A 22489-nucleotide genomic window follows, 5' to 3' on the forward strand; every position below is an offset into this window, starting at 1 on the left:
CAAGGTCGATCGGTCCGAGGTCGCGGCCGAGCTCCTGCCCGGAGCCCCGGCCGCGGTCATGCATGAGCTGCTACAGGACCTGCACCTGCTCACCCGCGCCGGCGAGCTCAACGCCGACGCCCGTCGCAAGCTCAAGCAGATCCGCCACCTGCTGCAGCTGCTCGGGCCCGCGATCGACGACGTGCTCGCGCGCTTCCCGGAGGTCGCGACCCTGGTCGACTGCGGCGCCGGCAAGAGCTACCTGGGCTTCCTCCTGTACGTGACCCGGCTGCGCGGCACCGCGGCCACGATGGTGTCGATCGAGAACCGGCCCGAGCTGGTGACCTCGGGCGTCGAGCGCGCGGCGCGGTTCGGCTGCCAGCGCATGCGCTTCGTCGCCGGCACGATCGCGGAGGCGCCGTTGCCCGAGCGCGTGCACCTGGTGACCGCGCTGCACGCGTGCGACACCGCCACCGACGACGCGATCGTGCGCGGCGTCCGCGCCGGCGCCGACTGGATCGCGGTCGTGCCGTGCTGTCAGGCCGAGGTCGCGCGCCAGCTCGGCGAGCACCGCCCGGCCGAGCCGGCGCTGGCCGCGCTGGCCGCGCACGCCTGGCACCGGCGCGAGTTCGGCTCGCACCTCACCAACGTCGTGCGCGCGCTGGCGCTGACCGCCCACGGCTACCAGGTGACGGTCACCGAGCTGACCGGCTGGGAGCACTCGCTCAAGAACGAGCTCTTGCTGGCGCGCCGGGTCCAGAAGTTCGACCACGCCGCCCAGGCCCAGCTCGACGAGCTGTGCGCGCGGTTCGGCATCACGCCGGCGGTCGTCCGCGGCCTCGCCGCCTGACCGCGGTCACTCGGGCGGCAGCAGCACGGTGTCGATCACATGGATCACGCCGTTGCTCGCGACGACGTCCGCGGCGATGACCGTGGCGTCGTTGATCTTGACGCCCGACGAGGCGTCGATCGCCACGGTCGCGCCTTGGATCGTCGTGGCCTCGGTCATGCCCGCGACCGCCGCCGAGCCGACGTTGCCCGCGACGACGTGGTAGGTGAGCACCGCCGTCAGCTTGGCCTTGTCGGCCAGGAGCGCGTCGACCGTGCCCGGCGGCAGCTTGGCGAAGGCCGCGTCGGTCGGCGCGAACACGGTGAACGGCCCGGGGCCCTTCAGCGTGTCGACCAGGCCCGCGGCCTGGACCGCGGCGACCAGCGTGGTGAACGACCCGTTCGCGATCGCGGTGTCGACGATGTCGGCGGCCGCGGCGGGCTCGGCGACGGGCGTGGTGTCGGCGTTCTTGGAGCCGCCGCACGCGGCGACCGCCAGGGCCAGGGACAGGGACAGGATCTTCAAGGTTCGGGTCATCATGGCGCCTTGGAGCGAGCCGCCGGGCAAAGGTTTCGCGCCGCCGCCGCGTCGCGCGCCAACGGTCCGTTGCGCGACGCGCGCGAAACCTGTCGACCGCGGCCGACGTCGCGCCTGCGACCGCGCGCCCGGCGCCCGCGGTCCGCGCCCGGCGGCAACGGCGGGCCCACGACGATCGCGCCGCCGCGCGCGCCCGGCGGCGCCGGCGGGCCCACGACGATCGCGCCGCCGTGGGCGCCGCTCGACGACGACCCCGCGTAGGCTCGGGCGATGCCGCCGTCGATCACGCTCTGGGCCGAGTCGGGCTGGGTGAGCCCCTGGGTGTTCCACGCCATGACCGCGCTCGAGGAGAAGCGCCTGCCGTACCAGCTCGAGCTGGTGCCGCTGCCGATCCCCGCCGAGACCCGGGCCATGCTCCAGGCGCGCGCGGTGATCGGCAAGGTGCCGGTGCTCGCCCACGACGACGTCTGGCTGACCGAGTCGCTCGCGATCTCGGAGTACCTGGCCGAGACCTTCCCGATCCCGGCGCACCCGCGGCTGTTCCCGGCCGATCTGGCCGAGCGCGCCCGGGCCCGGCAGCTCATGTCGATGCTGCGCACCGATCTGTTCGCGCTGCGCGAGGCCCGGCCGACCTCGTCGGTGTTCGGCGCGCCGGTGACCGCGCCGCTGACCGGCGCCGCGGCGGCGCAGGCGGCCGAGCTGGTGCGCATCGCGAGCCACGTGCTCGGGCCCGACCGAAAGACGATCGCCAGCGCGTGGTGCATCGCCGACGCCGATCTGGCGCTGGCGCTGATGCGGCTGATCGTCAACGGCGATCCGGTGCCCGCGCCGCTGCGGACCTACGCCGCCGCGCAGTGGGCGCGGCCGTCGCTACGGGCGTTCCTCGATCGCGCCGCCGCCGCGCACCGGTAGCCGCCAGCACGGCTCGAGCGGGCTGCCGTCGACCAGCCGCGGGCACACCTCGACGTGGCGCGGGTAGACGCTCAGGATCGCGTAGTGGTGGGCGCGCTCGAGCCGGATCATGCCGTCGGGGTGGACGCAGCGCGCGCGCCCGGGCACGCCGCAGCGCGCGCGGTACAGCGGCGCGCCGCCGCCGCCGGTGACCAGGTACGCGAGGCCGTCCTGGACGCCGCGCTGGTACAGGTGATCGTGGCCGCTGATCACCAGCGTCACCCGGTGGCGCACCAGGATCGGCACGTAGTCGCGCACCGCCTGCTGGTTGCCGCCGTGGGTGCCGCGCGAGAACGGCCCGTCGTGGGTGACGACGACGATCGCCCGCGCGCGGTCGGCCGCGAGCAGATCGGCCTCGACCCACGCGCGCTGGCGGCCGTCGTCGTAGGCGTTCGAGTCGAGCATGACCACGTGGACGTCGCCGACGTCGAAGCTGTACCAGCCCGCGCCCGGTGGCCGATCGGCCGGCCCCGGCGGCAGCGCGAACAGATCGGTGACCCGCCGCGCGAGATCGCCGCTGCGCCCGAGGTCGTGGTTGCCGACCGCGGGGTAGTACGGGATCGTCGCGAGCAGCGGCGCGGTCACGGCGAAGAACTGCTGCCAGTCGGCGTCGTCGGAGCCGCGCAGCACCAGGTCGCCCGAGGCCAGCACCGCGTCGGGGGCCTCGGCCACGAGGCGCTCGACCAGCTGCGCGTGGACGCGGTGGCCGCCGCGGACGTCGCCGTACAGGCCCAGCCGGATCACCTCGCCCTCCGCCGGCGCGGTGGCGACCGTGGCGACCGGCGAGGGCACGCCGTCGATCGTGACCTGGTAGCGGACCGCGCCGTCGCGCGGCAGATCGACCAGCGCGAACTCGTGGCGGCGCCGGGCGGCGCCGGCGGGGCCGGGCGACAGATCGAGCGCGGAGCCCCACGCCACGGTCGCCGCGCTCGGCAGATCGGTCTCGACCACGATCGTCGCGGTGTCGGCCCCGACCCGCTGCACCATCGGCCCGCGGACGATCCGCGCGCCGGGCCGGCCCGCGAGCTCGAGCTCGATCGACGGCGCGCGCCCGTGCGCCGCCGGGCGCACCTCGACCGCGAGCACGTTGGCGCCGGCGCGCAGGAGCCCAGGCACCACCGGCACGAACAGGCTCTCCCACTCGGGCCCGTGCGGGCGCGTCGCGATCGCCAGCGGGTGGCCGGTCATCGGCAGCTCGCGCCGCGCGATGACGACGCCGTTGCACCAGATCGTCAGGCCGTCGCGGTAGCGCACGCGCAGCTCGAGCACGCGCAGCGCGCGATCGTCGGCGCGGGCGGGATCGAGGGCGAACGCGGTCGTGGCCCAGGTCGCGCCGACCCGGGTGTCGTCGGTGGGCTCGGGCGGCAGCGCGCAGCCGGGGCAGCCCCGGCCGAGCACGCCGCGCACGCCGCCGGTCACCGCGAACGGCCACGCCGGCGGCGGCACGCCGGCGGCGACGTCGCCGAACACGCTCGGGGCCGCCGGGCCACCCCGGGCCGCGTCGAGCGCGCCCAGCGCCGCCGCGCCGAGGCGCACGGTCAGGGCCGGCGCCGTCGCCCACTGCACGTCCCAGGCGGCGTCGCGCGCCACGAGCACGCGTCCGGTCAGCGGCGACGCGCCGGCGCGCGAGCCGTCGCTCGTGGCCGGATCATCGTCGTCGTCGGCCGCCGCGCGGACCGGCGCGACGATCGCGAGCGCGATCGCGAGCACGCAGCCGAGCCGGCGCGACCACACGATCAAGACTCTAGCGCGGCCGCGCGATCGCGGCCCGCGGCGGCCGTCAGGCCTTCTTCGCGGCCTTGGCCCGGCGCTCGGCGCTGCGGGCCAGGTCGTACAGGCGCGGCAGCGTGTACGTGCCGAGCTTCGACACGTAGTCCTTGTCCTTGGCGCGGCCGAGCGCCGTCACCAGCGAGCCGATCAGCTTGTCGCGGCTGCCGTACGCCTTCTTGACGGCCTCGGTCACGGTCGCGAGCCGGAGCAGCTGCGCGTTCGACGCCTTCGCGAGGCGATCCTTGGTCGTGCCCTCGTCGGCGCTGTCGGTCACGAGCGAGGCGGCGATCTTGTCGACCAGCTTGGCCTTGTCGCCGTGCAGCGCCTTCATCTTGGTGAGCGGGCCGGTGGCCGCCGGCTTGGCCTTGACAACCTTGGTCTTGGCCGGCTGGGCAGCGGTCTTCGCGGGCGTGGTCTTGGTCGGGGTCTTCTTGGCCATGGTCGTGTTCCGTTCGGTTACGCAGGCTACGGGCCCGCGTCATCGCGAGCGTCGGGTGCCGTCCCGAGACCGCCGTCGGCCGCGGGCGGGGCAATTTGGCCGCCACCACCCCCGCTGTCAACCGCCGTCAGCACGTCTTTGAACTCTGCGTCGGTGAGCGCGACCCGGAAGTGGACCTCGGCGCCCTGGGGAGCCACCTCGATCTTGGCCACCACCGGTCCCAGGTTCCACGCCTGGGCCGCCAGGCTGCCCAGCGCCAGCTCGCCCCGGGCGAAGGTCACCAGGGCGCTGGCGTCGACGTTGCTCTGCATCACGAACGCCGCGTGGGCGTGAAACCCGCCGCGCGGGTCGAGCTCGGCGTAGACCGCCGCCGGGGGCGCGTCGATCGCGCCCTTGCTCGTGCGCACCAGCGCGGTCCCGAAATCGGGGTCCATCATGGCGGTGAACCACAGCGCCTGGCCCTGATCGACCAGGGCCAGGTACGGCGCGAGCACGCCGGTCCCCACCTTGGGCCCGTTGGCCAGGGCCGCCTCGACCCAGGGCAGATCGGGCCCGACGACGACGGTGTCGGCCTGGCCGAACCCGAAGTAGACCGTGTGCCGGCCCTCGACCAGCTTGTACAGGCTGCGGCCGCCGCTGGCGATGACGGTCACGTCGCCGCCGCCGCTGCCGACGCCGGCCTGCAGGCACCGGGTCAGGCTGGCCTCGGCCAGCTGGCCGCTGGCGACCAGCAGCGCGCGCCGGGCCGGCCCTGCGCCCCCAGGCGCCAGCGCCAGGTAGACGTGGTCGATCTGGTGGGTCACGTCGACGCCGCAATCCCGGGCCAGGCGCTCGAATCGGGTGGCGAGGCCGGGATCGCGCACGAACATCTCGGCGACCGCGCGCCCGACCACGTCCGACGCCGCCAGGTGGGCGACGTCGAGCCCGACGACCACGGTCGCGTCCGCGGGGATGGCGGCCAGGGCCGCGACCGGCAGCGGCGCCGGCGGCGGCGCCGGCGGTGGCGGCTTCTTCTTCTTGCACCCGCCCGCCAGCGTCGTCGCCGCCGCCAGCGCGATCAGCGCGCGCGGCGCGACCGCCACGTCACATACCGCTCAGCATGCCAGCCTGGGCCACCATGGCCTCGAGCTGGGCCGACGTGAACTTGAACGTCACGTTCACGTCCTTGCCCTTGGCGCTGACCTTCACGCCCTTGGCGTAGTCGGCGTAGGGCGTGCCCTCGATCTGGCCCATCGACATCTGCGCCATCGCCGAGAGGCCGGTCGCGTCCTTGTCCTCGGCCATGCGCATCTTGAAGACGCCGTCGACGCCGTCGCCGGTCTTGACCGAGCCGAAGATCGCGATGAACTTGAACGGCATCCCGGTACCCTGCAGGAACGACGCGTTGCCGTTGAGCACGAACCACGCGGCCGCGCCGGTGTCGGTCGCGTCGATCAGCGAGCTGAACGTGGCCGAGCTCATCAGCCCGTCGCCGGCCTTGGCCGCCAGCACCTTCTGCAGCGCGGCCTTGTCGGCCATCTCGTCGCTGCCCGGCACGCGCTGGATGACGATGGTCTGGTCGTCGGCGAACATGAACCGGATCGGGTCCTTGCCCGGCTTGGTCAGCTCGACGTAGTCGCCGTCGATGTTGGCGGCGCGGCCCGACGCGTCGGGCGCGGCCGCGGCCTTCTTGATGCAGTCGGTGACCGCGGCCTTGTCGAAGCCGCGCACGAACACCGTCAGCTCCTCCATCTGCTTGCCGCGTCCGGCCGCGAGCGCGCCGGACGCCTTCTCGATCGGATCCCAGCCGCACATCGCCTTGAACTGCGACAGCTCGGTGCCGATCTGGCCCATGAGCTTGTCCTCGTACTTCTTCCACAGGCCGCTGCTGCGGATCTGCTTGAAGTCGATCGCGATGACCATCTCGGAGGTCGCCGGCATCATCGACAGCGCGCGCGCGAGGCCGCCGTTGGGCGCGACCGCGGACGCGCCGGCCATGCCCTTGCCGCCACCGCCACCGCCACCGCTCTTGGAGCCCTTGTCACACGCGCCCAGGAGCGCGAGCGCGGTACCCACGACCAGCGCGGTGCGCAGGCCAAACTTGCTCGAACGACCAACCTTCATCGACATGAGATCCTCCAACGTCGGGGCGTTGTAACACGGCCGCCCACGCCTGCAACAGCGACGGCTCGCCGGTGTATACGTCGCCGATGCCCTGGAAGCGCTATCGCCTGCGCGACGCCGACGTCTGGGCCGAGGTGGACGCCACCGGCGCGCTCCTCGCCGACAGCGAGGGCCGGGTCGCGATCGTCTACAAGAAGGAGCCCGCCGCCAAGGTCTACCGCGCCAGCGGCAAGAACCTGGGCGCGGTGGCCGGCGCGCCCATCGAGGCCGATCTCGGCGGCGGCGCTGGCGGTGGCGGCGGCGGCGGTGGTAGTGGCGCCAGCGCGCCGGCCAGAGCGCGCGCGCCGGCCCGCGCCGCCAGCCGCGGCCCCGGCGCGCTCGGCCAGCCAGCCCCGGCCGACGCGGTGCACGTCTGGACCGACGGCGCCTGCACCGGCAACCCCGGGCCCGCCGGCCTCGGCGTGGTCGTGCTCGACGGCCCCGGCCGCCGCGAGCACAGCGAGTACCTCGGCCACGGCACCAACAACATCGCCGAGCTGACCGCGGTGCTGCGCGGGCTCGATCTGGTCGCCGATCGCGACCGCCCGGTGCTGGTCTACACCGACTCGAGCTACACGATCGGCGTGCTGTCGATGGGCTGGAAGGCCAAGGCCAACGTCGAGCTGGTCGCCGAGATCCGCGACGCGCTGGCCCGGTTCGCCGACGTCCGGTTCGTCAAGGTGCCCGGCCACGCCGGCGTCCCCGAGAACGAGCGCTGCGACGAGCTGGCGCGCGACGCGATCGTCCGCCGGCGCTGATCGACGCGGCGACCAGGCCGCCGAGGATCACGGACAGGTGCTGGGCGCGATGACGCCCTGGGGGCTCGTCGAGCCGATCGCCAGGTCGCGCGCGGCTACCAGGCGCCGGCGACGCCGACGCCGGCGCCGTGGGGCATGGCCAGCGGCGTGACCTGCACCTGCGCCGCCAGCGGCGGGCGCAGGTAGCGCCGATCGGGCCGCATCGATCGGGTGAGGTGCGCCGCGAGCGCGAACCCGCCCCAGGTGCCGGCCAGCGCGATCCCGGCGGTGGCGCGGCCGAGCTCGTCGCCGGTGTCGTTGCCGCCGATGAGCAGCGCGGTGCCGAACCCGGCGACGCCGCCGAGCAAGGCCCCCAGCCACACCAGGCGCGCGCGCCCCGACGACCAGGTCAGGTCCTTGCCCAGCACCAGGCCGGCGCCGGCGCCGAGGTCGAGGCCCGCGGTCATCGTGTAGAGCACGGTGTCGCTGGAGACGTCGGGGTTGGTGACGATCAGGCCGAGGCCGGCCGAGGCGATGCCGAGCGTGGCCATCGTGCCGACGAAGCTCATCTGGCCCCGGGTCGGGCGCGCGCTGTCGCCGTAGAGCAGGCCGGCGCCGCCGCCGAGCACCAGCCCCGACAGCACCGCCATCTGGAACCTCTCCGAGGTGTCGGCGCCCAGCGGATCGGCCAGCAAGAGGCCGTTGATCGCGCCGATCAGCATGCCGGTCGAGTACCCCTCGGCCATGCCGCCGCTGATCGAGCGACCGCGGCTGCCGAAGAACGAGCCGAGGAAGCCGGCGGCGGTCGCGCCGAGCACGAGCGCCGCGCCGCTGCGGACGTCGCCGGTGTCCGACAGATCGACCAGCACCACGCCGGCGTACAGCGACGCCAGGGTGGTGGACACGACGAAGCTGGTCCGCCCGTCGGCGGGATCTTCGCCGTCGTCGTCGGCCCCGTCCGCGGCCCCGCCGAACACCAGCCGCGCCTGGCGCCCGGCGAGGTCATCGGCGAGCCGCGCCAGCTCCCGGGCGGCGCCGCGCAGTTCGGGATCGAGCGCGAGCTGGGCGGCGGTCGTCAGCTTGGCCCGGGCGGTGGCGAAGTCCCCGGCGATCAGCGCGGCGTAGCCCTCGCGGTAGCTGGCCTCGCCCGGATCGGCGGCGACCGGCGGCGGCGCGACGATGTTCGGGCGAGGCAGCGGCGCGGCCTCCTCTGGGGATACCGGATCACCGGGCTGCGCGGTGGCCACCGCGACCCCAGCGACCAGCCCAAGCGCCAGACCTGCAAGGCGAATCCCGGTGTTCATCGCCGCCGATCGTAGCCCGGCGCGCGCCCGGGACGGCGGCCGCGGACGATTTCCGGTTGACACTGTTATATGACAGTGACATATTGCAGCTCGTGACCGACTCCTGGACCATCGCCGAGCTGACCGAGCGCGCCGCCGTCGCGCTGGCCGATCGCGAGGCGCCCGAGAGCGGTCGCGTCCGCGCCATCCCCGACGAGCGCGGCGTCCGCTACTACACGACGCTGGGGCTGCTCGACCGCCCGACCCTGCGCGGCCGCACCGCGCTGTACGGCCCGCGCCACCTGGCCCAGCTGGTCGCGATCAAGCGCGAGCAGGCACGGGGCGCGACGCTCGCCGAGATCCAGCGCACGCTGCCGACCCTCGACGACGCCGCGCTCGCCGCGCTGGCCGGGGTCGAGGTCACGCCGCCGCCTCGGCCCGCCGCCCGGGCCGAGTTCTGGCGCGCGCGCCCGGTCGCGCCGGCCCCGATCGTCGCCGAGCCGACCGTCACCGTCATCGCGCCAGCCGCGCCCGCGCTGCGCGTCGAGCTCGAGCTCGACGGCGTGCGCGTGTCGTTCGTGCCCACCCGTCCCCTGACCGACGCCGACGTCGCCGCGCTGCGCTCCGCCGCCGCGCCGCTCGGCGCCGAGCTGCTCCGCCGTCACCTCGTCACCCCCACCCTGGAGTCCGCCCATGATCCCCATCGCCGTCGAGCCCGACCTCACCTACGCCCGCCGCGACTGCGGCTGGGGCGCCCTCGACACCGCGCTGGGTCGGTTGCCGCTCGCCGCGGTCGACATCGACGCGCGCGTGGTCGGGCTGACGAGCACGACCGAGGTCCGCCAGACCTTCGTCAACCACCTGCGCGAGCCGATCGAGGCGACGTACGTGTTCCCGCTGCCGGATCGCCACGCGGTCCAGCGGTTCCGCATGGTCGCGGGCGACCGGGTGATCGAGGGCGTGCTCGACGAGCGCGGCGCCGCTCGGGCCTCCTACGATCAGGCCATCGCCAGCGGCCAGCGCGCGGCGATCGCCGAGGAGGATCGCGCGGGGGTGTTCACGATGCGGGTCGGCAACCTGATGCCGGGCGACGTGGTGACGATCGCCCTGGCGCTGTCGGGCCCGGTGGTGATCGACGACGGCGAGGTGACCTGGGTGTTCCCGCTGGTGGTCGCGCCGCGCTACGTGCCGGGCGTGCCGCTGCCGGGCGAGCAGGCCGGGCTCGGCATCGTCGGCGACACCGACCACGTGCCCGACGCGTCGCGGATCTCGCCGCCGGTGCTCTTGCCGGGCATGCCCAGCCCGGTGCGGCTGGGCGTGCGCCTGACCGTCGACGGCGGCGGCCTGCCGATGGGCAACCTGCGCGCCAACCTGGCCGAGGTCGACGCCAAGGCCGACGGCCGCGGCTGGCAGATCGCGCTGCGCCCGGGCCAGCGGCTCGATCGCGATCTGGTGCTGCGCTGGCAGCTCGGCGGCACGACCCTGTGCTCGAGCGCGGTCTGGGCGCCCGACGCGATCGGCGCCGGCGGTACGCTCGCGGTGACGGTGGTGCCGCCGATCGGCAGCGCCGCCGGCGGGCGCCCGCGCGACGTCGCGATCATCCTCGATCGCTCGGGCTCGATGGAGGGCTGGAAGATGGTCGCGGCCCGGCGCGCCGCGGCCCGCATCGTCGACAGCCTGACCGAGCGCGACCGCTTCATGGTGCTCGCGTTCGACGATCGGATCGAGAGCCCGCACCGGGGCCTCGTCGCCGCGACCGATCGCCACCGGTTCCAGGCGGTCGAGTTCCTGGCGCGGGTCGACTCGCGCGGCGGCACCGAGCTGGCCCAGCCGCTGCGCGCGGCGGTGACCGGCCTGCCCGCCGACGGCCGCCGCGATCAGGTGCTGGTGCTGGTCACCGACGGCCAGGTCGGCAACGAGGATCAGATCCTCGCCGCGCTCGGCCACGAGCTCGGGCGCGTGCGCATGTTCACGCTCGGCATCGACCGCGCGGTCAACGCCGCGTTCCTGCGGCGCCTGGCCGGGCTCGGCGGCGGCGCGTGCGAGCTGGTCGAGTCCGAGGATCGCCTCGACGAGGTGATGGGCAAGATCCACCGCCGCATCGCCACGCCGATCCTGACCGACCTCGAGGTCGCCGGCCCCGGGCTCGACCCGCGCAGCCAGGCGCCGCGGCGGCTGCCGTCGGTGTTCGCCGGCGCGCCGGTGACGATCTACCTGCGCTGCGCGGAGCGTCCGGTCCCCGGACAGATCATCGAGGTCCGGGGCCGGCTGCCGGCCGGCGCCACCACCGTCGTCGCCGTGCCGCTCGACGCGGCCCGGCCGGCGGTCGATCTCGAGGCGACCTGGGCGCGGGCGCACATCCGCGATCTCGAGGACCGCTACGCCGCGGGCGAGGCGACCAGCGGCCTCGAGCGCGAGATCGTCGAGGTGTCGCTGCGCCACCACGTGCTGTCGCGCTTCACCGCGTTCGTCGCGATCGATCGCAGCCAGGTCGTCAACCGCGCCGGCGCGCCCCGCCCGATCGTGCAGCCGGTCGAGCACCCGGCCGGCTGGGGGGCGCCGAGCGCGCCGCCGCCGCCGCCGAGCTACGCCCCGGCGCCGGTCACCTACAAGTCGATGGCGGCGCCGCTCGGGGGCGCGACCCGCGGTCGAGCCGCGCCGATGAGCCCGGCGCCGATGGCCCGGGCCCCGGCCCAGAGCGACGACGGCCCGATGGCCGCGTGCGAGGAGGCGGCGCCCGACCGCGCGATGGCCTCGCTGGTCCGCGACGAGGAGGCGCCCGCCGAGCTCGTCGAGGACGGCCAGGACGCGTTCGCGATGCCGGCGGCGCCGCCGATGGCCCAGCCGACGCGACGCCCGACGCCGGCCCCGCGCCGCGGGCTGTTCGAGAAGCGCAAGGAGGAGCGGGCTCGCGACGAGGGCGGCGCCGCGCCCAGCCCGGGTGATCGCCCGTACCGGCAGCGCCTCGGCCTGGTCGCCGACGATCTCGCCGCCGCGGCGAGCGCCGCGGACCCGCGCGCGGCCGCGCAGCTGCCGGTCGCGCGCCTGGCCGAGCTGATCGAGGACGCGCGCTCGGTGGGGCTCACGGCGCTGGTCGCGCAGCTCGAGCCGCTCCTGGCCCGGCTGCAGGCGGCGCTGGCGGGGTCCGACCTGGCCGCGGTCCTGACCTCGGTCGTCCTCGCCGCCCGGGCGATCGCCACCGGCCACGCGCCGCCGCCGGCGCCGGCCACGCGCCGGTCGTTCTGGAAGTAGCGATCGCGCGTGGTATCTCTGGGCGGTGCGCCGCGCCTCGGTCCTGCTCGTCGTCGCGATCGCCTGCGGTCGCGGTGAGCGCGCGCCGGCGCGGCCACCGCCGCCGGTCGTGACCGCGCCCGACGCCGGCGCCGCGGGCGCAGGCGACGTGGTGGCGGCGATCGCGCCCGACGCGGACGGCGCGCTCCCGACCGACGCGGGCGTCGACGCGCCGCTGGCGACGATCGTCGACTGGCCGGTGCCGTGGCCGGCCGAGCGCGAGCGCCTGATGCTGGCGTACCGGCGCCTGCACAGCGATCCGGACGCGACCGATCTGACGATCGCGCCGCGCATGATCGTCTTGCACTACACCGCCGGCGGCTCGGCCAAGGGCACCCACGGCTACTTCAGCCGGACCCGCCTCGAGGAGGAGCGCGCGACCCTGCGCAAGGGCGGCGCCGCCAACGTGGTCTCGCACTTCCTGGTCGATCGCGACGGCACGATCTACCGGCTGATCCCCGAGACCCGCATGGGCCGCCACGCGATCGGCGTCAACCACGTGGCGATCGGCGTCGAGAACGTCGGCGACGAGGCGCGCTGGCCGCTGACCGACGCCCAGGTCGCCGCCAACGTCGCGCTCGTCCGCGATCTCGCCGCGCGCTTCCCGATCGAGCGGGTCGTCGGCCACCACGAGGTCGCCGCGCTCAAGGGCACGCCCTGGTTCGTCGAGCTGGTCCGCGGCTACGGCAACAGCAAGGGCGACCCCGGCGCGCGCTTCATGGCCGCGGTCCGCGCCGGCCTGGGCGCGTCCCCGCTGGCCGCGCCGCCCTGACCAGCGCGAAGATCAGCGCCCGGCCAGGGCCTTGGCGTACAGCGCCAGGTAGTCGTCGCACATGCGCTCGGCCGAGTAGCGCGCCAGCGCCACCTCCCGGGCCCGCGCGCCCATGGCCCGGGCCGCGGCGGGATCGTCGAGCATCCGGCCCAGGGCCCGGGCGAACGCGCCCTCCTCGACCGCGGTCAGGTAGCCGGTCACGCCCTCGTCGACCACCGTCGGCAGGCCGCCGACCGCGGTGGTCACGACCGGCAGCCCGGCCGCCATCGCCTCGGGCACCACCAGCGGCAGGCCCTCGCTCTTGCTCGACAGCGCGAACACGTCGAACGCCGGCAGCAGCCGGGCCACGTCCATCCGCCGGCCCAGCACGTGGGCGAAGCGCGCGGTCGGCAGCGCCGCCACCGCCGCGTCGAGCGCGGCCCGGGTCGGCCCGTCGCCGACGAAGACGACGTGGACCTGCGCGCCCAGGCGTGGCGCGATCGCCGCGAGCAAGAGCGGCTGGTTCTTGAACTCGTCGATCCGCCCGACCGTGCCGACCACCATCGCGTCGGCGCCGATGCCGAGCTCGGCCCGCACCGCCGCCCGCGCCGCCGGGTCGGGCCCGAACTTCTCGAGCCGGATGCCGTTGGGGATCACCACCAGCTGGCCCTCGGCGCAGTCGCGCTGGGCCCGGGCCTGCTCGGCGGTCACGGTCGACACCGCCACGAACGAGCTGACCAGCCGCGCCGCCTGGCGCCGCAGCATGCGGTGGCCGCGCGAGCCGGGGTTGACGCCGTGCTTGGAGTGGATCGCGACCGCGCCGATCAGCCGGGCCGCCGGCGCGCCGTAGATCAGCGGCAGCGGGTTGTGGCTGTGGACCACCTCGACCCGGCGCCGGCGCAGCGCCCACGCCAGCCGCGGCACCAGCGTGAGGTCGGTGCCCGGGCCCTTGGGCACGTCGACGACCTCGGCGCCGACCGCGCGGAACTCGTCGGCCAGGGCCCCCTCGGGCGGCGGCGCCAGCGACACCGCGATGACGGTGTGGCCCCGGGCCCGCTGCGCGGCCGCCAGGTCGAGCGCGACCCGCTCCTGGCCACCCACGCCGAACGACGACAGGACGTGCGCGATGATCACGCTCCTCGTTACCGCGGCCCCGCGCCCGCGCGCAAGCCGGGGTACAGTGCGGCGTGGCCGACGCGCCCGCCCCCGCCGACGACGATCCGCTGGCCGTGCTGGGCCTGCCGCTGGCGACCGACGTCGCCCACCCCGAGGTCCGCACCGAGTGCATCCGCGTGGCGAAGCGGCTCCACGACCGCGGCGCGGTCGCGATCGGCTTCATCCCCACCGACGATCAGGTCGCGGTGCCGCCGCTGATCATCCAGATCGGCAACGCGCTGTGCGACCTCACCGGGGGCACCATCGCCGTGGTCGACGCCAACGTGCGCTACCCCGGCCTGGCCCAGCTCGCGACCTCGCCCCGGGGCAACGAGGTGTTCTCGACCCGGTGGCTGGCCGGGTCGCTGGCGCTGCTGACCCCGGCCAAGGTCGAGCGCGCCGGCGAGGTGGTCCCGGCCCTGGCCCGGCTGCTGCTCGACGGCGCCGACCTGTTCGCCCACATCCTGTGCGACCTCACCGGCTTCGAGCTGATCGGCGAGCACGCCAGCGCCGCGGCGTGCATGGACGCGGTCGTCCTGGTCGGCCGCGCCCACCGGACCGACGAGGCCCAGCTCCTGGCCCTCGCCAACCTCATGCCGGCCGACCGGTTCCTCGGGGTGCTGCTGGTCGGATGAATGGGCCCCAGGCTCGGGGCCGCGCCTCGTCGCGCAAGCGGCCGTGCGGCTCCGGGATCAACCCAGGTGAGCCCAGGGTTCGGCCCACCTCACGCCGCGCGACCCGTGCGCTTGCGTACGACCGGAGCATCATGCTTTCCTCCGCGCATGATCGCGCTCGAGCAGGAAAAGATCGCAGTGATCGGTCTCGGCTACGTCGGCCTCCCGGTCGCGTTGTCCTTCGCCAAGAAGCTGCCGACCGTCGGGTTCGACATCCGGCAGAAGCGGATCGACGAGCTCCTGGCCGGGCACGACGAGACCGCCGAGGTCACCACCGGCGACCTCACCGGCACCAAGCTCGAGCTGACCGCCGATCCCGAGCGGCTCAAGGACTGCACCTTCTTCATCGTCGCGGTGCCGACGCCGATCGACCACAACAACCGTCCTGATCTCGGACCGGTGATCGCGGCGTCGAAGACCGTCGGCCCGCACCTCAAGCGCGGCGACGTGGTCTGCTACGAGTCGACGGTGTACCCCGGCGTCACCGAGGACGTCTGCGGCCCGATCCTCGAGAAGCTGTCGGGGCTCAAGGCCAGCGTGGACTTCTTCCTCGGCTACTCGCCCGAGCGCATCAACCCCGGCGACAAGGAGCACACGTTCGAGCGCATCGTCAAGGTGACCTCGGGCGACACGCCCGAGTCGGCCGAGCGGGTGGCCCGGGCCTACGGCGCGGTCGTCACCGCCGGCGTCCACCGCGCGGCGTCGATCAAGGTGGCCGAGGCCGCCAAGGTCATCGAGAACACCCAGCGCGATCTCAACATCGCGCTGATGAACGAGCTGGCGCTGATCTTCGATCGCATGGGCATCCGCACCAAGGACGTCCTCGACGCCGCCGGCACCAAGTGGAACTTCCTGCGCTTCACCCCGGGCCTGGTCGGCGGCCACTGCATCGGCGTCGACCCGTACTACCTGACGACCAAGGCCGAGGAGCTGGGCTACCTGCCCGAGGTCATCCTGGCCGGCCGCCGCATCAACAACAACGTCGGCCGGTTCATCGCCCAGAAGTGCGTGCAGTTCCTGTCGTCGGGCGACCTGCCGCTCAAGGCGGCCAAGGTCGGCATCCTCGGCCTGACGTTCAAGGAGAACGTCCCCGACCTGCGCAACTCCAAGATCCCGGACATCGTCACCGCGCTCGCCCAGTACGGCATCGCGGCGATGGTCCACGAGCCGCTCGGCGACGCCGCCGAGGCCGAGCACGAGTACGGCATCACGCCGACGTCGCTCGACGAGTACCGCGACCTCGACGTGCTGATCTTCGCGGTCAGCCACCAGGTCTACATCGACCAGCGGGCCGACCTGCTGTCGCGGCTCAAGCCCGGCGGCGTCGTGGTCGACATCAAGAGCGTCCTCGACCCCAACGCCATCCCGGCCGGGCTCCGGTACTGGAGCCTGTGAAGGGCCGCCGGTGACCGACCGCTACACCCAGGTGTGCGAGGCCCTCGTCAACCAGCCGCGCCGGTGGCTGGTGACCGGCGTCGCCGGCTTCATCGGCTCGGCGCTGCTCGAGCGCCTGCTCGATCTGGGCCAGACCGTCGTCGGCCTCGACAACTTCTCGAACGGTCACCAGCACAACCTCGACGACGTCCTGGCGATCCACGCCGACGCCAAGCTCGGGTTCAAGATGATCACGGGCGACATCCGTGACGTCGAGACCTGCCGGGCCGCGGTGGCCGACGTCGACGTCGTGCTGCACCAGGCGGCGATCGGCTCGGTGCCGCGCTCGATCAAGGACCCGGTCCCGTACCACGACACCAACGTCACCGGGTTCATGAACCTGGTGCTGGCGGCGCGCGACGCCGGGGTCAAGCGGTTCGTCTACGCGTCGTCGAGCTCGGTCTACGGCGACCACCCGGGCCTGCCCAAGCTCGAGGACGCGATCGGCAAGCCGCTGTCGCCGTACGCCGCGACCAAGCGGATGGACGAGCTCTACGCCCAGGTGTTCGGCGACGTCTACGGGCTCGAGCCGGTCGGCCTGCGCTACTTCAACGTCTACGGTCGCCGCCAGGATCCCAACGGCCAGTACGCCGCGGTGATCCCGCGCTGGATCGCCCACCTGATGGCCGGCACGCCGTGCGTGATCTTCGGCGACGGCTCGTCGTCGCGGGACTTCTGCTACGTCGACAACGTGGTCGCGGCCAACCTGCTGGCGGCGACCGCCCCGGCCCACGCCACCAACACCGTCTACAACGTCGGGTGCAACGGCCGCACCGATCTGCGCGAGCTGTTCGCGATCCTGCGCGACAACCTGGCCAAGGGCCGGCCCGAGATCGCCGCGGCCGAGCCGCAGTTCGCGGCGCCGCGCGCCGGCGACATCCCGCACTCGCAGGCGTCGATCGGCAAGATCACCGACGCGCTCGGCTACGCGCCCAGCCACGAGATCGCCGAGGGCCTGGCCGAGACCGTGGCCTGGTTCGCCGCGCGGGCGTGAGCGCCGTCACCCGACCAGGTTGACGATCCAGATCGCGGCGATCGCGCCGAGGATCAGCTGCGGCCGCCGCCCGCGCACGAGCGCGTCGCCGCGCCCGAGCACGATCAGCCCGCACAGGTAGATCATCGCCGCCAGCACCGCCGGCGCCAGCGGGTGCTCGGCGAACGCCGCGCGCACGTCGCCGTGGCCGAGCGCGACCGTGGCGTGGGTCATGCCGCAGAACGCGCACTTCCACGAGGTCGCGGTCCGGAACGGACACCCGGGGCCGTCCTCGACCACCCGTGCCCGCAGCGCGTCGGACCCGAACGTGCCCACGGCCAGCGCGCCGAGCATGAAGCCCAGCCACACCGCCGCCGCCAGCCGGGCCCAGACCTCGCCGTCGGGCCGCCGCACGACTCGCTACCGCGTGCTCGCGCCCGCCGCCAGGACGAAGAAGAACATGACGAACGCGAAGCCGATGATCATCAGGATCGACGCGACCATCCCGCAGATACGTCCGGCCTGGGTGCTGCCGCGCGCGGCGGGGTCGAGCTCGCCGCGATCGATGCGCGCCAGGTCGGCGTTGCCCATCGACCAGGCGATCGGCCCGAGGATGCCGCACACGACCAGCGACAGGATCCCCAGCGTGAGGATCGTGCTGGCGCGCGACGGGTACATGAACGAGCCATACCCGGGCATGCCGTAGCCGGGCATGCCGTAGCCGGGCGCCCCGTAGGGCGGCGCGCCGTAGGGTTGCGGGCCGGCCTGGCCGCGCAGCCGCGCCAGCTCGGCGTTAGCCTGCTGGAGCTGCTCGGTCAGCGTGGCGATCGTGGCGGCGTCGACCTGCTGGCCCGACTGCGCCTGGCGCAGCTGCTGCTCGAGCGCGCTGGCCCGCGCGACCGCCGCGTCCCACTCGTTGCGATACATGGAACTCTCCCGCCGATGGTTAGCGTGCGTCGATGCCGCCGCTGGCGGCGCTGATGATGAAGATCAGCACCCAGCAGCACGAGATGATGATCCCGGCCAGCGCCAGTCCACCGCCGGACTTCATGCCGTTCGAGTTCTTGACCTCGTTGTAGCCGATGATCGAGAAGATCAAGCCCAGGATCGAGAGGCAGCCCAGGAACGACAGCACGAACCCGGCGATCGCCATGCCCGACGTGCTCGGCGCCATCTGCATCGGCACGCCGTAGGGCGGCGGGTAGTAGCCCGGCGGGGGCCCCGGAGGATAACCCGGCTGTGCGCCCATCGGCGGAGCTCCGTAGGGAGGAGCGCCGTAGGCCGCGCCGGGCGGTGCCGCGGTCGGGAGCTGCGCCCCACAGCTCGAGCACACCACACTGCCATCGAGATTGATCGTCGCGCACCGGGGACAGTTCATCGCGTCTTCCTCCGGGTCCGAGTGTGCACGGGCCCCCAGGGCCACGCAACGACCTTCATGAAAAGATCGAACCGCTGGACCAGCGCCGCAGATCGCCAGCCTCGCGCCGGGGCCGCGCCGCCTGATCGGGTGAGCGCGCCGCGTCGGTCCCGACCCGCTCGCAGCGCCGAGCCGCGCCGGCCCCCAGACAGGATCACTCGCCAGGATCACTCGCCAGGATCACTCGCCAGGCTCGCTCGACCGGATCAGTAGTGGCCGCTGTTGGCGAACGCGATGATCGCGACGATGTAGATCACCTCGATCAGCACGCGGATGATCCCGATGACGATGCCGGCGATCGCGAGGCCGCCGCCGGTGACCATGCCGTTGCCGCGCTTCACCTCGTTGTGACCCATGATCGAGAAGATCAGCCCGAGGATCCCGCAGAACACCAGCGACAGCACGAAGCCGGCGATGGCCATGCCCGACGACCGGACCTGCTGCGGGTAGTAGCCCGGCTGCGGGTAGTAGCCCGGCTGCCCCGGGTAGTAGCCCGGGGGCGGATAGCCGGCCGGGGGATACCCCGCCGGCGCGCTCGGCGTCAGCGGCGCTCCGCAGCGCGCGCACAGGGCCGAACCAGCCACGTTCACCATCGCACAGCGCGCGCAGGTCATGTCCTGAGTGTGCCGAGGCCCCGGACCGAGCGCAACGGCTTCGGCGAACCCCGCTCGTGCGCTAGGGTTACCCGGTGAAGCCTCGCCACGCCCTCCTCCTCGCGCTGGCCGCCTGCGGCGGCAGCAAGTCCGGCTCCGACGGCGGCACCGCCGTCGACGCCGCCCCGATCGACACGCCGCCCGCGCCCTTCTGTCAGCCCACGCCGGGCACCGCCCTCGCGCTGGTGCCGATCGTCACCGGCCTCCGTCAGCCGGTCGGGATCGCGGCCCCCATCGGCGACAGCCGGCTGTTCATCCTCGAGCAGCCCGGGCGGATCCGCGTGGTCAAGGACGGCACCCTGCTGCCGACCCCGTTCCTCGATCTCGACGCCGTCGTCAACGCCACCGACGAGGAGCAGGGCCTGCTCGGGCTCGCGTTCCACCCGCGCTTCGCCGACAACGGCAGGTTCTTTGTCTACTACACGACCAACGGCAACAACGTGGTCGTCGCCGAGTACGCCGCCGCCGCCGGCGCCGACACCGCCGGCACCACCGAGCGCCGCCTGCTCGACGAGACTCACCAGTACGGCAACCACAACGGCGGCACGCTGGCGTTCGGCCCCGACGGGTTCCTGTACATCTCGATCGGCGACGGCGGCGGCGGCGACAACTTCCTGGGCAACGGCCAGCGGACCACCTCGAAGCTGTCGAAGATCCTCCGGATCGACGTCGACCAGGGCGCGCCCTACGGGATCCCGCCGACCAACCCGTGGGCCGGCGGCGGCGGCGTGCCCGAGATGTACGCGTGGGGCCTGCGCAACCCGTGGCGGTTCGCGATCGACGGCGCCAGCGGCGACCTGTACATCGGCGACGTCGGCCAGGGCGCGTTCGAGGAGATCGACCTGGTCCCGGCCGGCCAGGCCGGCAAGAACTTCGGCTGGGCGGTGTTCGAGGGCCCCGAGTGCTTCACCGCCGACAGCGAGGGCAACGCCGGCTGCGACAACCCGGGGGCCTACGCCGCGCCGCTGCTCGCGATCGATCGCCGCACCAACGGCGAGAACTCGGTCATCGCCGGCGCGGTCTACCGCGGCACCTGCATGCCCGACTACGCCGGCACGTTCTTCTTCGGCGACTACGGCTCGGGCCGGGTCAAGACGCTCAAGGTCGTCGGCGGCGTCGCGACCGACGTGACCGATCGGACCGCCGACGTCGACCCGACCGGCCTGCTGTACCAGCAGCTCGCCAGCTTCGGCGTCGACGGGTTCGGCGAGCTGTACGTGGCGGCGCGCACCTCCGGACGGGTCTACCGCATCGAGGTCGAGTGACCGACGCCGAGGCCCGGGTGCGCGCGGCGCTCGCGGCCGGGTCCCCGCCGGCGGCCGACGACCTGGCCGCGGTCGTGGGCGCGCTCGACGCCGCCCGGGCCGAGTCGACGGCGCGGTGGGAGGCCATCGGCCGGCTGGCCCCGGCGGCCAAGGCCCAGCGCGGCCGGGCCCAGGACGCCGCGCGGCTCCTGGCCGAGCTGGCGGCGGCGCTGGCGGAGCCCCTCGACGACGCAGCGCGCCAGGCGTGGATCGCGCGGATCCGGCGCGCGGGGTGATGGCGCGCGCGAGGTTCCGGCTATGCTGGGACGCGATGTCAGACGATCTGCCCAAGCCCGAGCCGAAAGAGATCGACGAGAAGCTGGCGCTCCAGCTCCGCCACATGATCGAGGACAACGTCCTCAAGGGCGTGCCGTACGGCGACGAGCGCTGCGACAACTGCCTCTACTACCTCGATCCCGACGACAAGATCGCGTACTGCTGGCACCCCAAGCTGCGCGTCCTGGTCGGCGGCAACTGGTGGTGCCAGTGGTGGGAGAAGATCGAGTAGCGCGCGCCCTCGCGTGCTTTTCGGCCAGCTTGGGGCGATGATCTGGCGGTGCGGATCCTCGACGAGCTGACCGACGAAGAGCTCCTCAAGGCCGAGGAGGCCGAGCGGGTCAACGAGACCGCGGCCCGTGAGGACGAGGAACAGGACGAGGCGGTCGAGGAGGCGCCGCTCGCGGTGCGGCGCTACGGCTCGGTCGTGCGGACGGTGACCGATCTGATGCACGGGCGCGACGTCGATCTCTCGACGCTGGCGGCGCTGAGCGACGACGAGCGCGAGGCGATGGCGACCTTGCGCGAGGTGATCTCTGGGCGCCGCAACGGCCAGTTCTACTTCGCCGAGGATCGCCTCAACGCGCTCAACGAGACCCTCGCGGTGCTGGCGCCGGTGCTGACGATCGCGGCCCTGCCCGGCGCGGCCGAGCTGCACGCCTCGTTCGACCGGATCCGCGTCGACCTGAACGAGCTGCGCGGCCAGCTGTCGATGCTCGAGGCCGCCGAGGACCAGCTCATCCTCGGCGAGGGCCGGATCCGCGACGAGGAAGAGGACGACGACGACGCGGATGGCGACGACGCGGATGGCGACGACGCGGACGGCGCGGCCGCCGCGGCTGACGCCGACGCCGACGCCGAGCCCACGCCGAAGAAGAAGCGGAAGAAGAAGCCGGCCGCGCCGGCGCCTGCCGACGAGGACGCGCCCGACGCACCGGCGCCGGCGTCGACGGTCTACGACCCGCCCGGCGACGACGGGGCGTCGACGTGAGCCTGCCGCCAGCGCTGACCGCGCTGGTCGCGGCCACCCGCCTGCGCGCCGAGGCCGCGTTCCTCACCCGCCTCAACCGTGGCGCCGGCTTCGCTGACGCGCGCGCCCCGACCCAGATCTACCTGCGCGATCCCGACGCGATCGCCCGGCTCGGCGCGCTCGCGTTGCGGCCCAGCGACACCCACAAGAAGGCCGCCGCCGCGGTCGCCGCCACGCTGGCCGAGGTCGTGGCCGCGGCGCCGCCGTCACCGCTGGCCCCGGTGACCGCGCGGGCCGGCCTGTCGGCCGCCGAGGAGGCGCTGGCCGCGATCGCGATCGCCGTGGCCATCGACGACGACACCCGCGAGCTGGTCCACGCCATGGCCGGCCGCCGCCGCGCCGGCGTGTACCTCGACGTGTGCGCCGAGCTGCACCCGGCCCTGGCCGCGCCCGACGCGCGGGCCCAGGCCGCCCACCCGCGCGCGCGCCTGGTCGACACCGGCCTGCTGACGATCGACGAGGCCGGCCTGGTGCGCGGCCACCCGCGGCTGGCGACCTGGGCGCTGGGCGACGACCGGCTGCCGCCGCCGCTCGACGAGCTGGCGACGATCGCTCAGGCCGACGCCACCTGGATGGCGCCCGAGCTGCTCGAGCTGGCCGACGCCATCGCCGCGCGCACCCACGGCGCGACCGAGCCGGCGGCCGTGTTGATCCTCGGGCCGCGCGGCAGCGGCCGGCGCGCGGTCGCGACCCGCATCGCCGCCGCGGGCGATCAGCCGGTGCTCATCGCCGACCTCGGCGAGCTGCTGGCGGCGGGCGGCACCGACCGGACCGCGGCGGTGCGGCTGTTGCTCGGCGAGTGCCTGCTGCGCGGCGCGGTGCCGGTGCTGACCGGGGCCGAGGCCCTCGCCGGCGAGCGCGACA

25 protein-coding genes and 1 pseudogene are annotated in these 22489 nt (G+C 74.2%); 13 read left to right on the forward strand and 13 right to left on the reverse strand.

What is annotated here, in order from left to right; all coding sequences use genetic code 11:
- Nucleotides 1-58 precede the first annotated feature (58 nt).
- A complete protein-coding gene (locus tag IPL61_40725; GenBank protein MBK9037507.1) occupies nucleotides 59-829 on the forward strand; it encodes an SAM-dependent methyltransferase in 771 nt (256 codons plus the stop codon).
- A gap of 6 nt (nucleotides 830-835) precedes the next feature.
- Here the strand turns inward: IPL61_40725 and IPL61_40730 are convergent, their stop codons facing one another.
- Nucleotides 836-1345, reverse strand: a complete 510-nt coding sequence (locus tag IPL61_40730; GenBank protein MBK9037508.1) for a fasciclin domain-containing protein — start codon at nucleotides 1343-1345, stop codon at nucleotides 836-838.
- Between the two features lie 270 nt (nucleotides 1346-1615).
- Here IPL61_40730 and yfcF point away from each other — a divergent pair, with 270 nt between their 5' ends.
- Entirely contained in the window at nucleotides 1616-2257 is a 642-nt protein-coding gene (gene yfcF / locus IPL61_40735; GenBank protein MBK9037509.1) for a glutathione transferase, read from the forward strand.
- Here the strand turns inward: yfcF and IPL61_40740 are convergent.
- The 4 genes from IPL61_40740 to IPL61_40755 are packed head-to-tail and all read right to left on the reverse strand — an operon-like array spanning nucleotide 2216 to nucleotide 6608.
- Complete coding sequence (locus tag IPL61_40740; GenBank protein MBK9037510.1) at nucleotides 2216-4030, reverse strand: metallophosphoesterase; 1815 nt, start codon at nucleotides 4028-4030, stop codon at nucleotides 2216-2218. The two genes, yfcF and IPL61_40740, sit on opposite strands and share 42 nt — an antisense overlap.
- A gap of 46 nt (nucleotides 4031-4076) precedes the next feature.
- Complete coding sequence (locus tag IPL61_40745; GenBank protein MBK9037511.1) at nucleotides 4077-4505, reverse strand: hypothetical protein; 429 nt, start codon at nucleotides 4503-4505, stop codon at nucleotides 4077-4079.
- Between the two features lie 26 nt (nucleotides 4506-4531).
- On the reverse strand, nucleotides 4532-5587 hold the full coding sequence (locus IPL61_40750) for a hypothetical protein (GenBank protein MBK9037512.1): 1056 nt from the start codon (nucleotides 5585-5587) through the stop codon (nucleotides 4532-4534).
- Between the two features lies 1 nt (nucleotide 5588).
- On the reverse strand, nucleotides 5589-6608 hold the full coding sequence (locus tag IPL61_40755; protein ID MBK9037513.1) for a hypothetical protein: 1020 nt from the start codon (nucleotides 6606-6608) through the stop codon (nucleotides 5589-5591).
- An 86-nt stretch (nucleotides 6609-6694) separates the two neighbouring features.
- On the opposite strand from IPL61_40755, the gene IPL61_40760 reads away from it, so the two are divergent.
- Nucleotides 6695-7405 carry a ribonuclease HI gene (locus IPL61_40760; protein MBK9037514.1) on the forward strand — a complete coding sequence of 237 codons (711 nt, stop codon included), beginning with the start codon at nucleotides 6695-6697 and terminating at the stop codon, nucleotides 7403-7405.
- 95 nt (nucleotides 7406-7500) lie between these two features.
- On the opposite strand, the gene IPL61_40765 is transcribed toward IPL61_40760, so the two are convergent.
- A complete protein-coding gene (locus tag IPL61_40765) occupies nucleotides 7501-8688 on the reverse strand; it encodes a hypothetical protein (GenBank protein ID MBK9037515.1) in 1188 nt (395 codons plus the stop codon).
- A 92-nt stretch (nucleotides 8689-8780) separates the two neighbouring features.
- Between IPL61_40765 and IPL61_40770 the strand changes: the two are divergent.
- The 3 genes and pseudogenes from IPL61_40770 (at nucleotide 8781) to IPL61_40780 (ending at nucleotide 12730) form a co-directional block, all read left to right on the forward strand.
- Nucleotides 8781-9344 (forward strand): annotated as a pseudogene (locus tag IPL61_40770) (MerR family transcriptional regulator).
- Nucleotides 9345-9360: 16 nt separating this feature from the next.
- Complete coding sequence (locus IPL61_40775) at nucleotides 9361-11919, forward strand: VWA domain-containing protein (GenBank protein ID MBK9037516.1); 2559 nt, start codon at nucleotides 9361-9363, stop codon at nucleotides 11917-11919.
- A 25-nt stretch (nucleotides 11920-11944) separates the two neighbouring features.
- Complete coding sequence (locus tag IPL61_40780; GenBank protein ID MBK9037517.1) at nucleotides 11945-12730, forward strand: N-acetylmuramoyl-L-alanine amidase; 786 nt, start codon at nucleotides 11945-11947, stop codon at nucleotides 12728-12730.
- A 12-nt stretch (nucleotides 12731-12742) separates the two neighbouring features.
- Here the strand turns inward: IPL61_40780 and IPL61_40785 are convergent, their stop codons facing one another.
- Nucleotides 12743-13843 (reverse strand): glycosyltransferase, encoded by a 1101-nt coding sequence (locus IPL61_40785; protein MBK9037518.1) that lies wholly within the window; start codon nucleotides 13841-13843, stop codon nucleotides 12743-12745.
- 53 nt (nucleotides 13844-13896) lie between these two features.
- Between IPL61_40785 and IPL61_40790 the strand changes: the two genes are divergently transcribed.
- From IPL61_40790 to IPL61_40800, 3 genes are all read left to right on the forward strand, one after another.
- Nucleotides 13897-14499, forward strand: coding sequence for a hypothetical protein (locus IPL61_40790; GenBank protein ID MBK9037519.1), 603 nt, complete (start codon nucleotides 13897-13899; stop codon nucleotides 14497-14499).
- Between the two features lie 147 nt (nucleotides 14500-14646).
- Nucleotides 14647-15933: a nucleotide sugar dehydrogenase gene (locus IPL61_40795; GenBank protein ID MBK9037520.1), complete on the forward strand. Its 1287-nt coding sequence runs from the start codon at nucleotides 14647-14649 to the stop codon at nucleotides 15931-15933.
- Nucleotides 15934-15964: 31 nt separating this feature from the next.
- On the forward strand, nucleotides 15965-16966 hold the full coding sequence (locus IPL61_40800; protein MBK9037521.1) for an SDR family oxidoreductase: 1002 nt from the start codon (nucleotides 15965-15967) through the stop codon (nucleotides 16964-16966).
- Between the two features lie 6 nt (nucleotides 16967-16972).
- Here IPL61_40800 and IPL61_40805 read toward each other — a convergent pair whose 3' ends face one another.
- The 4 genes from IPL61_40805 to IPL61_40820 all read right to left on the reverse strand — a co-directional run bounded on the left by IPL61_40805 (nucleotide 16973) and on the right by IPL61_40820 (nucleotide 18946).
- Nucleotides 16973-17299, reverse strand: a complete 327-nt coding sequence (locus tag IPL61_40805) for a DUF2752 domain-containing protein (protein ID MBK9037522.1) — start codon at nucleotides 17297-17299, stop codon at nucleotides 16973-16975.
- A gap of 66 nt (nucleotides 17300-17365) precedes the next feature.
- The gene (locus IPL61_40810) at nucleotides 17366-17872 is read right to left on the reverse strand and encodes a hypothetical protein (protein ID MBK9037523.1); all 507 of its coding nucleotides are present in this window, start codon (nucleotides 17870-17872) and stop codon (nucleotides 17366-17368) included.
- Between the two features lie 19 nt (nucleotides 17873-17891).
- Nucleotides 17892-18194: a DUF4190 domain-containing protein gene (locus tag IPL61_40815; protein ID MBK9037524.1), complete on the reverse strand. Its 303-nt coding sequence runs from the start codon at nucleotides 18192-18194 to the stop codon at nucleotides 17892-17894.
- Between the two features lie 374 nt (nucleotides 18195-18568).
- On the reverse strand, nucleotides 18569-18946 hold the full coding sequence (locus tag IPL61_40820; GenBank protein ID MBK9037525.1) for a DUF4190 domain-containing protein: 378 nt from the start codon (nucleotides 18944-18946) through the stop codon (nucleotides 18569-18571).
- A gap of 104 nt (nucleotides 18947-19050) precedes the next feature.
- On the opposite strand from IPL61_40820, the gene IPL61_40825 reads away from it, so the two are divergent.
- From IPL61_40825 to IPL61_40840, 4 genes are read left to right on the forward strand one after another with little or no spacing between them, the layout of a single operon-like run.
- Nucleotides 19051-20280 (forward strand): PQQ-dependent sugar dehydrogenase, encoded by a 1230-nt coding sequence (locus IPL61_40825; GenBank protein ID MBK9037526.1) that lies wholly within the window; start codon nucleotides 19051-19053, stop codon nucleotides 20278-20280.
- Nucleotides 20277-20555 carry a hypothetical protein gene (locus IPL61_40830; GenBank protein MBK9037527.1) on the forward strand — a complete coding sequence of 93 codons (279 nt, stop codon included), beginning with the start codon at nucleotides 20277-20279 and terminating at the stop codon, nucleotides 20553-20555. Before IPL61_40825 ends, IPL61_40830 begins: the two co-directional genes overlap by 4 nt.
- Before the next feature lie 35 nt (nucleotides 20556-20590).
- Nucleotides 20591-20827, forward strand: coding sequence for a hypothetical protein (locus tag IPL61_40835; GenBank protein ID MBK9037528.1), 237 nt, complete (start codon nucleotides 20591-20593; stop codon nucleotides 20825-20827).
- A gap of 48 nt (nucleotides 20828-20875) precedes the next feature.
- On the forward strand, nucleotides 20876-21586 hold the full coding sequence (locus IPL61_40840; protein ID MBK9037529.1) for a hypothetical protein: 711 nt from the start codon (nucleotides 20876-20878) through the stop codon (nucleotides 21584-21586).
- A gap of 118 nt (nucleotides 21587-21704) precedes the next feature.
- On the opposite strand, the gene IPL61_40845 is transcribed toward IPL61_40840, so the two are convergent.
- Both IPL61_40845 and IPL61_40850 read right to left on the reverse strand, forming a co-directional pair.
- Complete coding sequence (locus tag IPL61_40845) at nucleotides 21705-22064, reverse strand: hypothetical protein (GenBank protein ID MBK9037530.1); 360 nt, start codon at nucleotides 22062-22064, stop codon at nucleotides 21705-21707.
- 114 nt (nucleotides 22065-22178) lie between these two features.
- Complete coding sequence (locus IPL61_40850; GenBank protein MBK9037531.1) at nucleotides 22179-22322, reverse strand: hypothetical protein; 144 nt, start codon at nucleotides 22320-22322, stop codon at nucleotides 22179-22181.
- Nucleotides 22323-22489 lie beyond the last annotated feature (167 nt).

This window comes from Myxococcales bacterium, assembly GCA_016717005.1.
Taxonomy (GTDB): domain Bacteria; phylum Myxococcota_A; class Polyangia; order Haliangiales; family Haliangiaceae; genus UBA2376.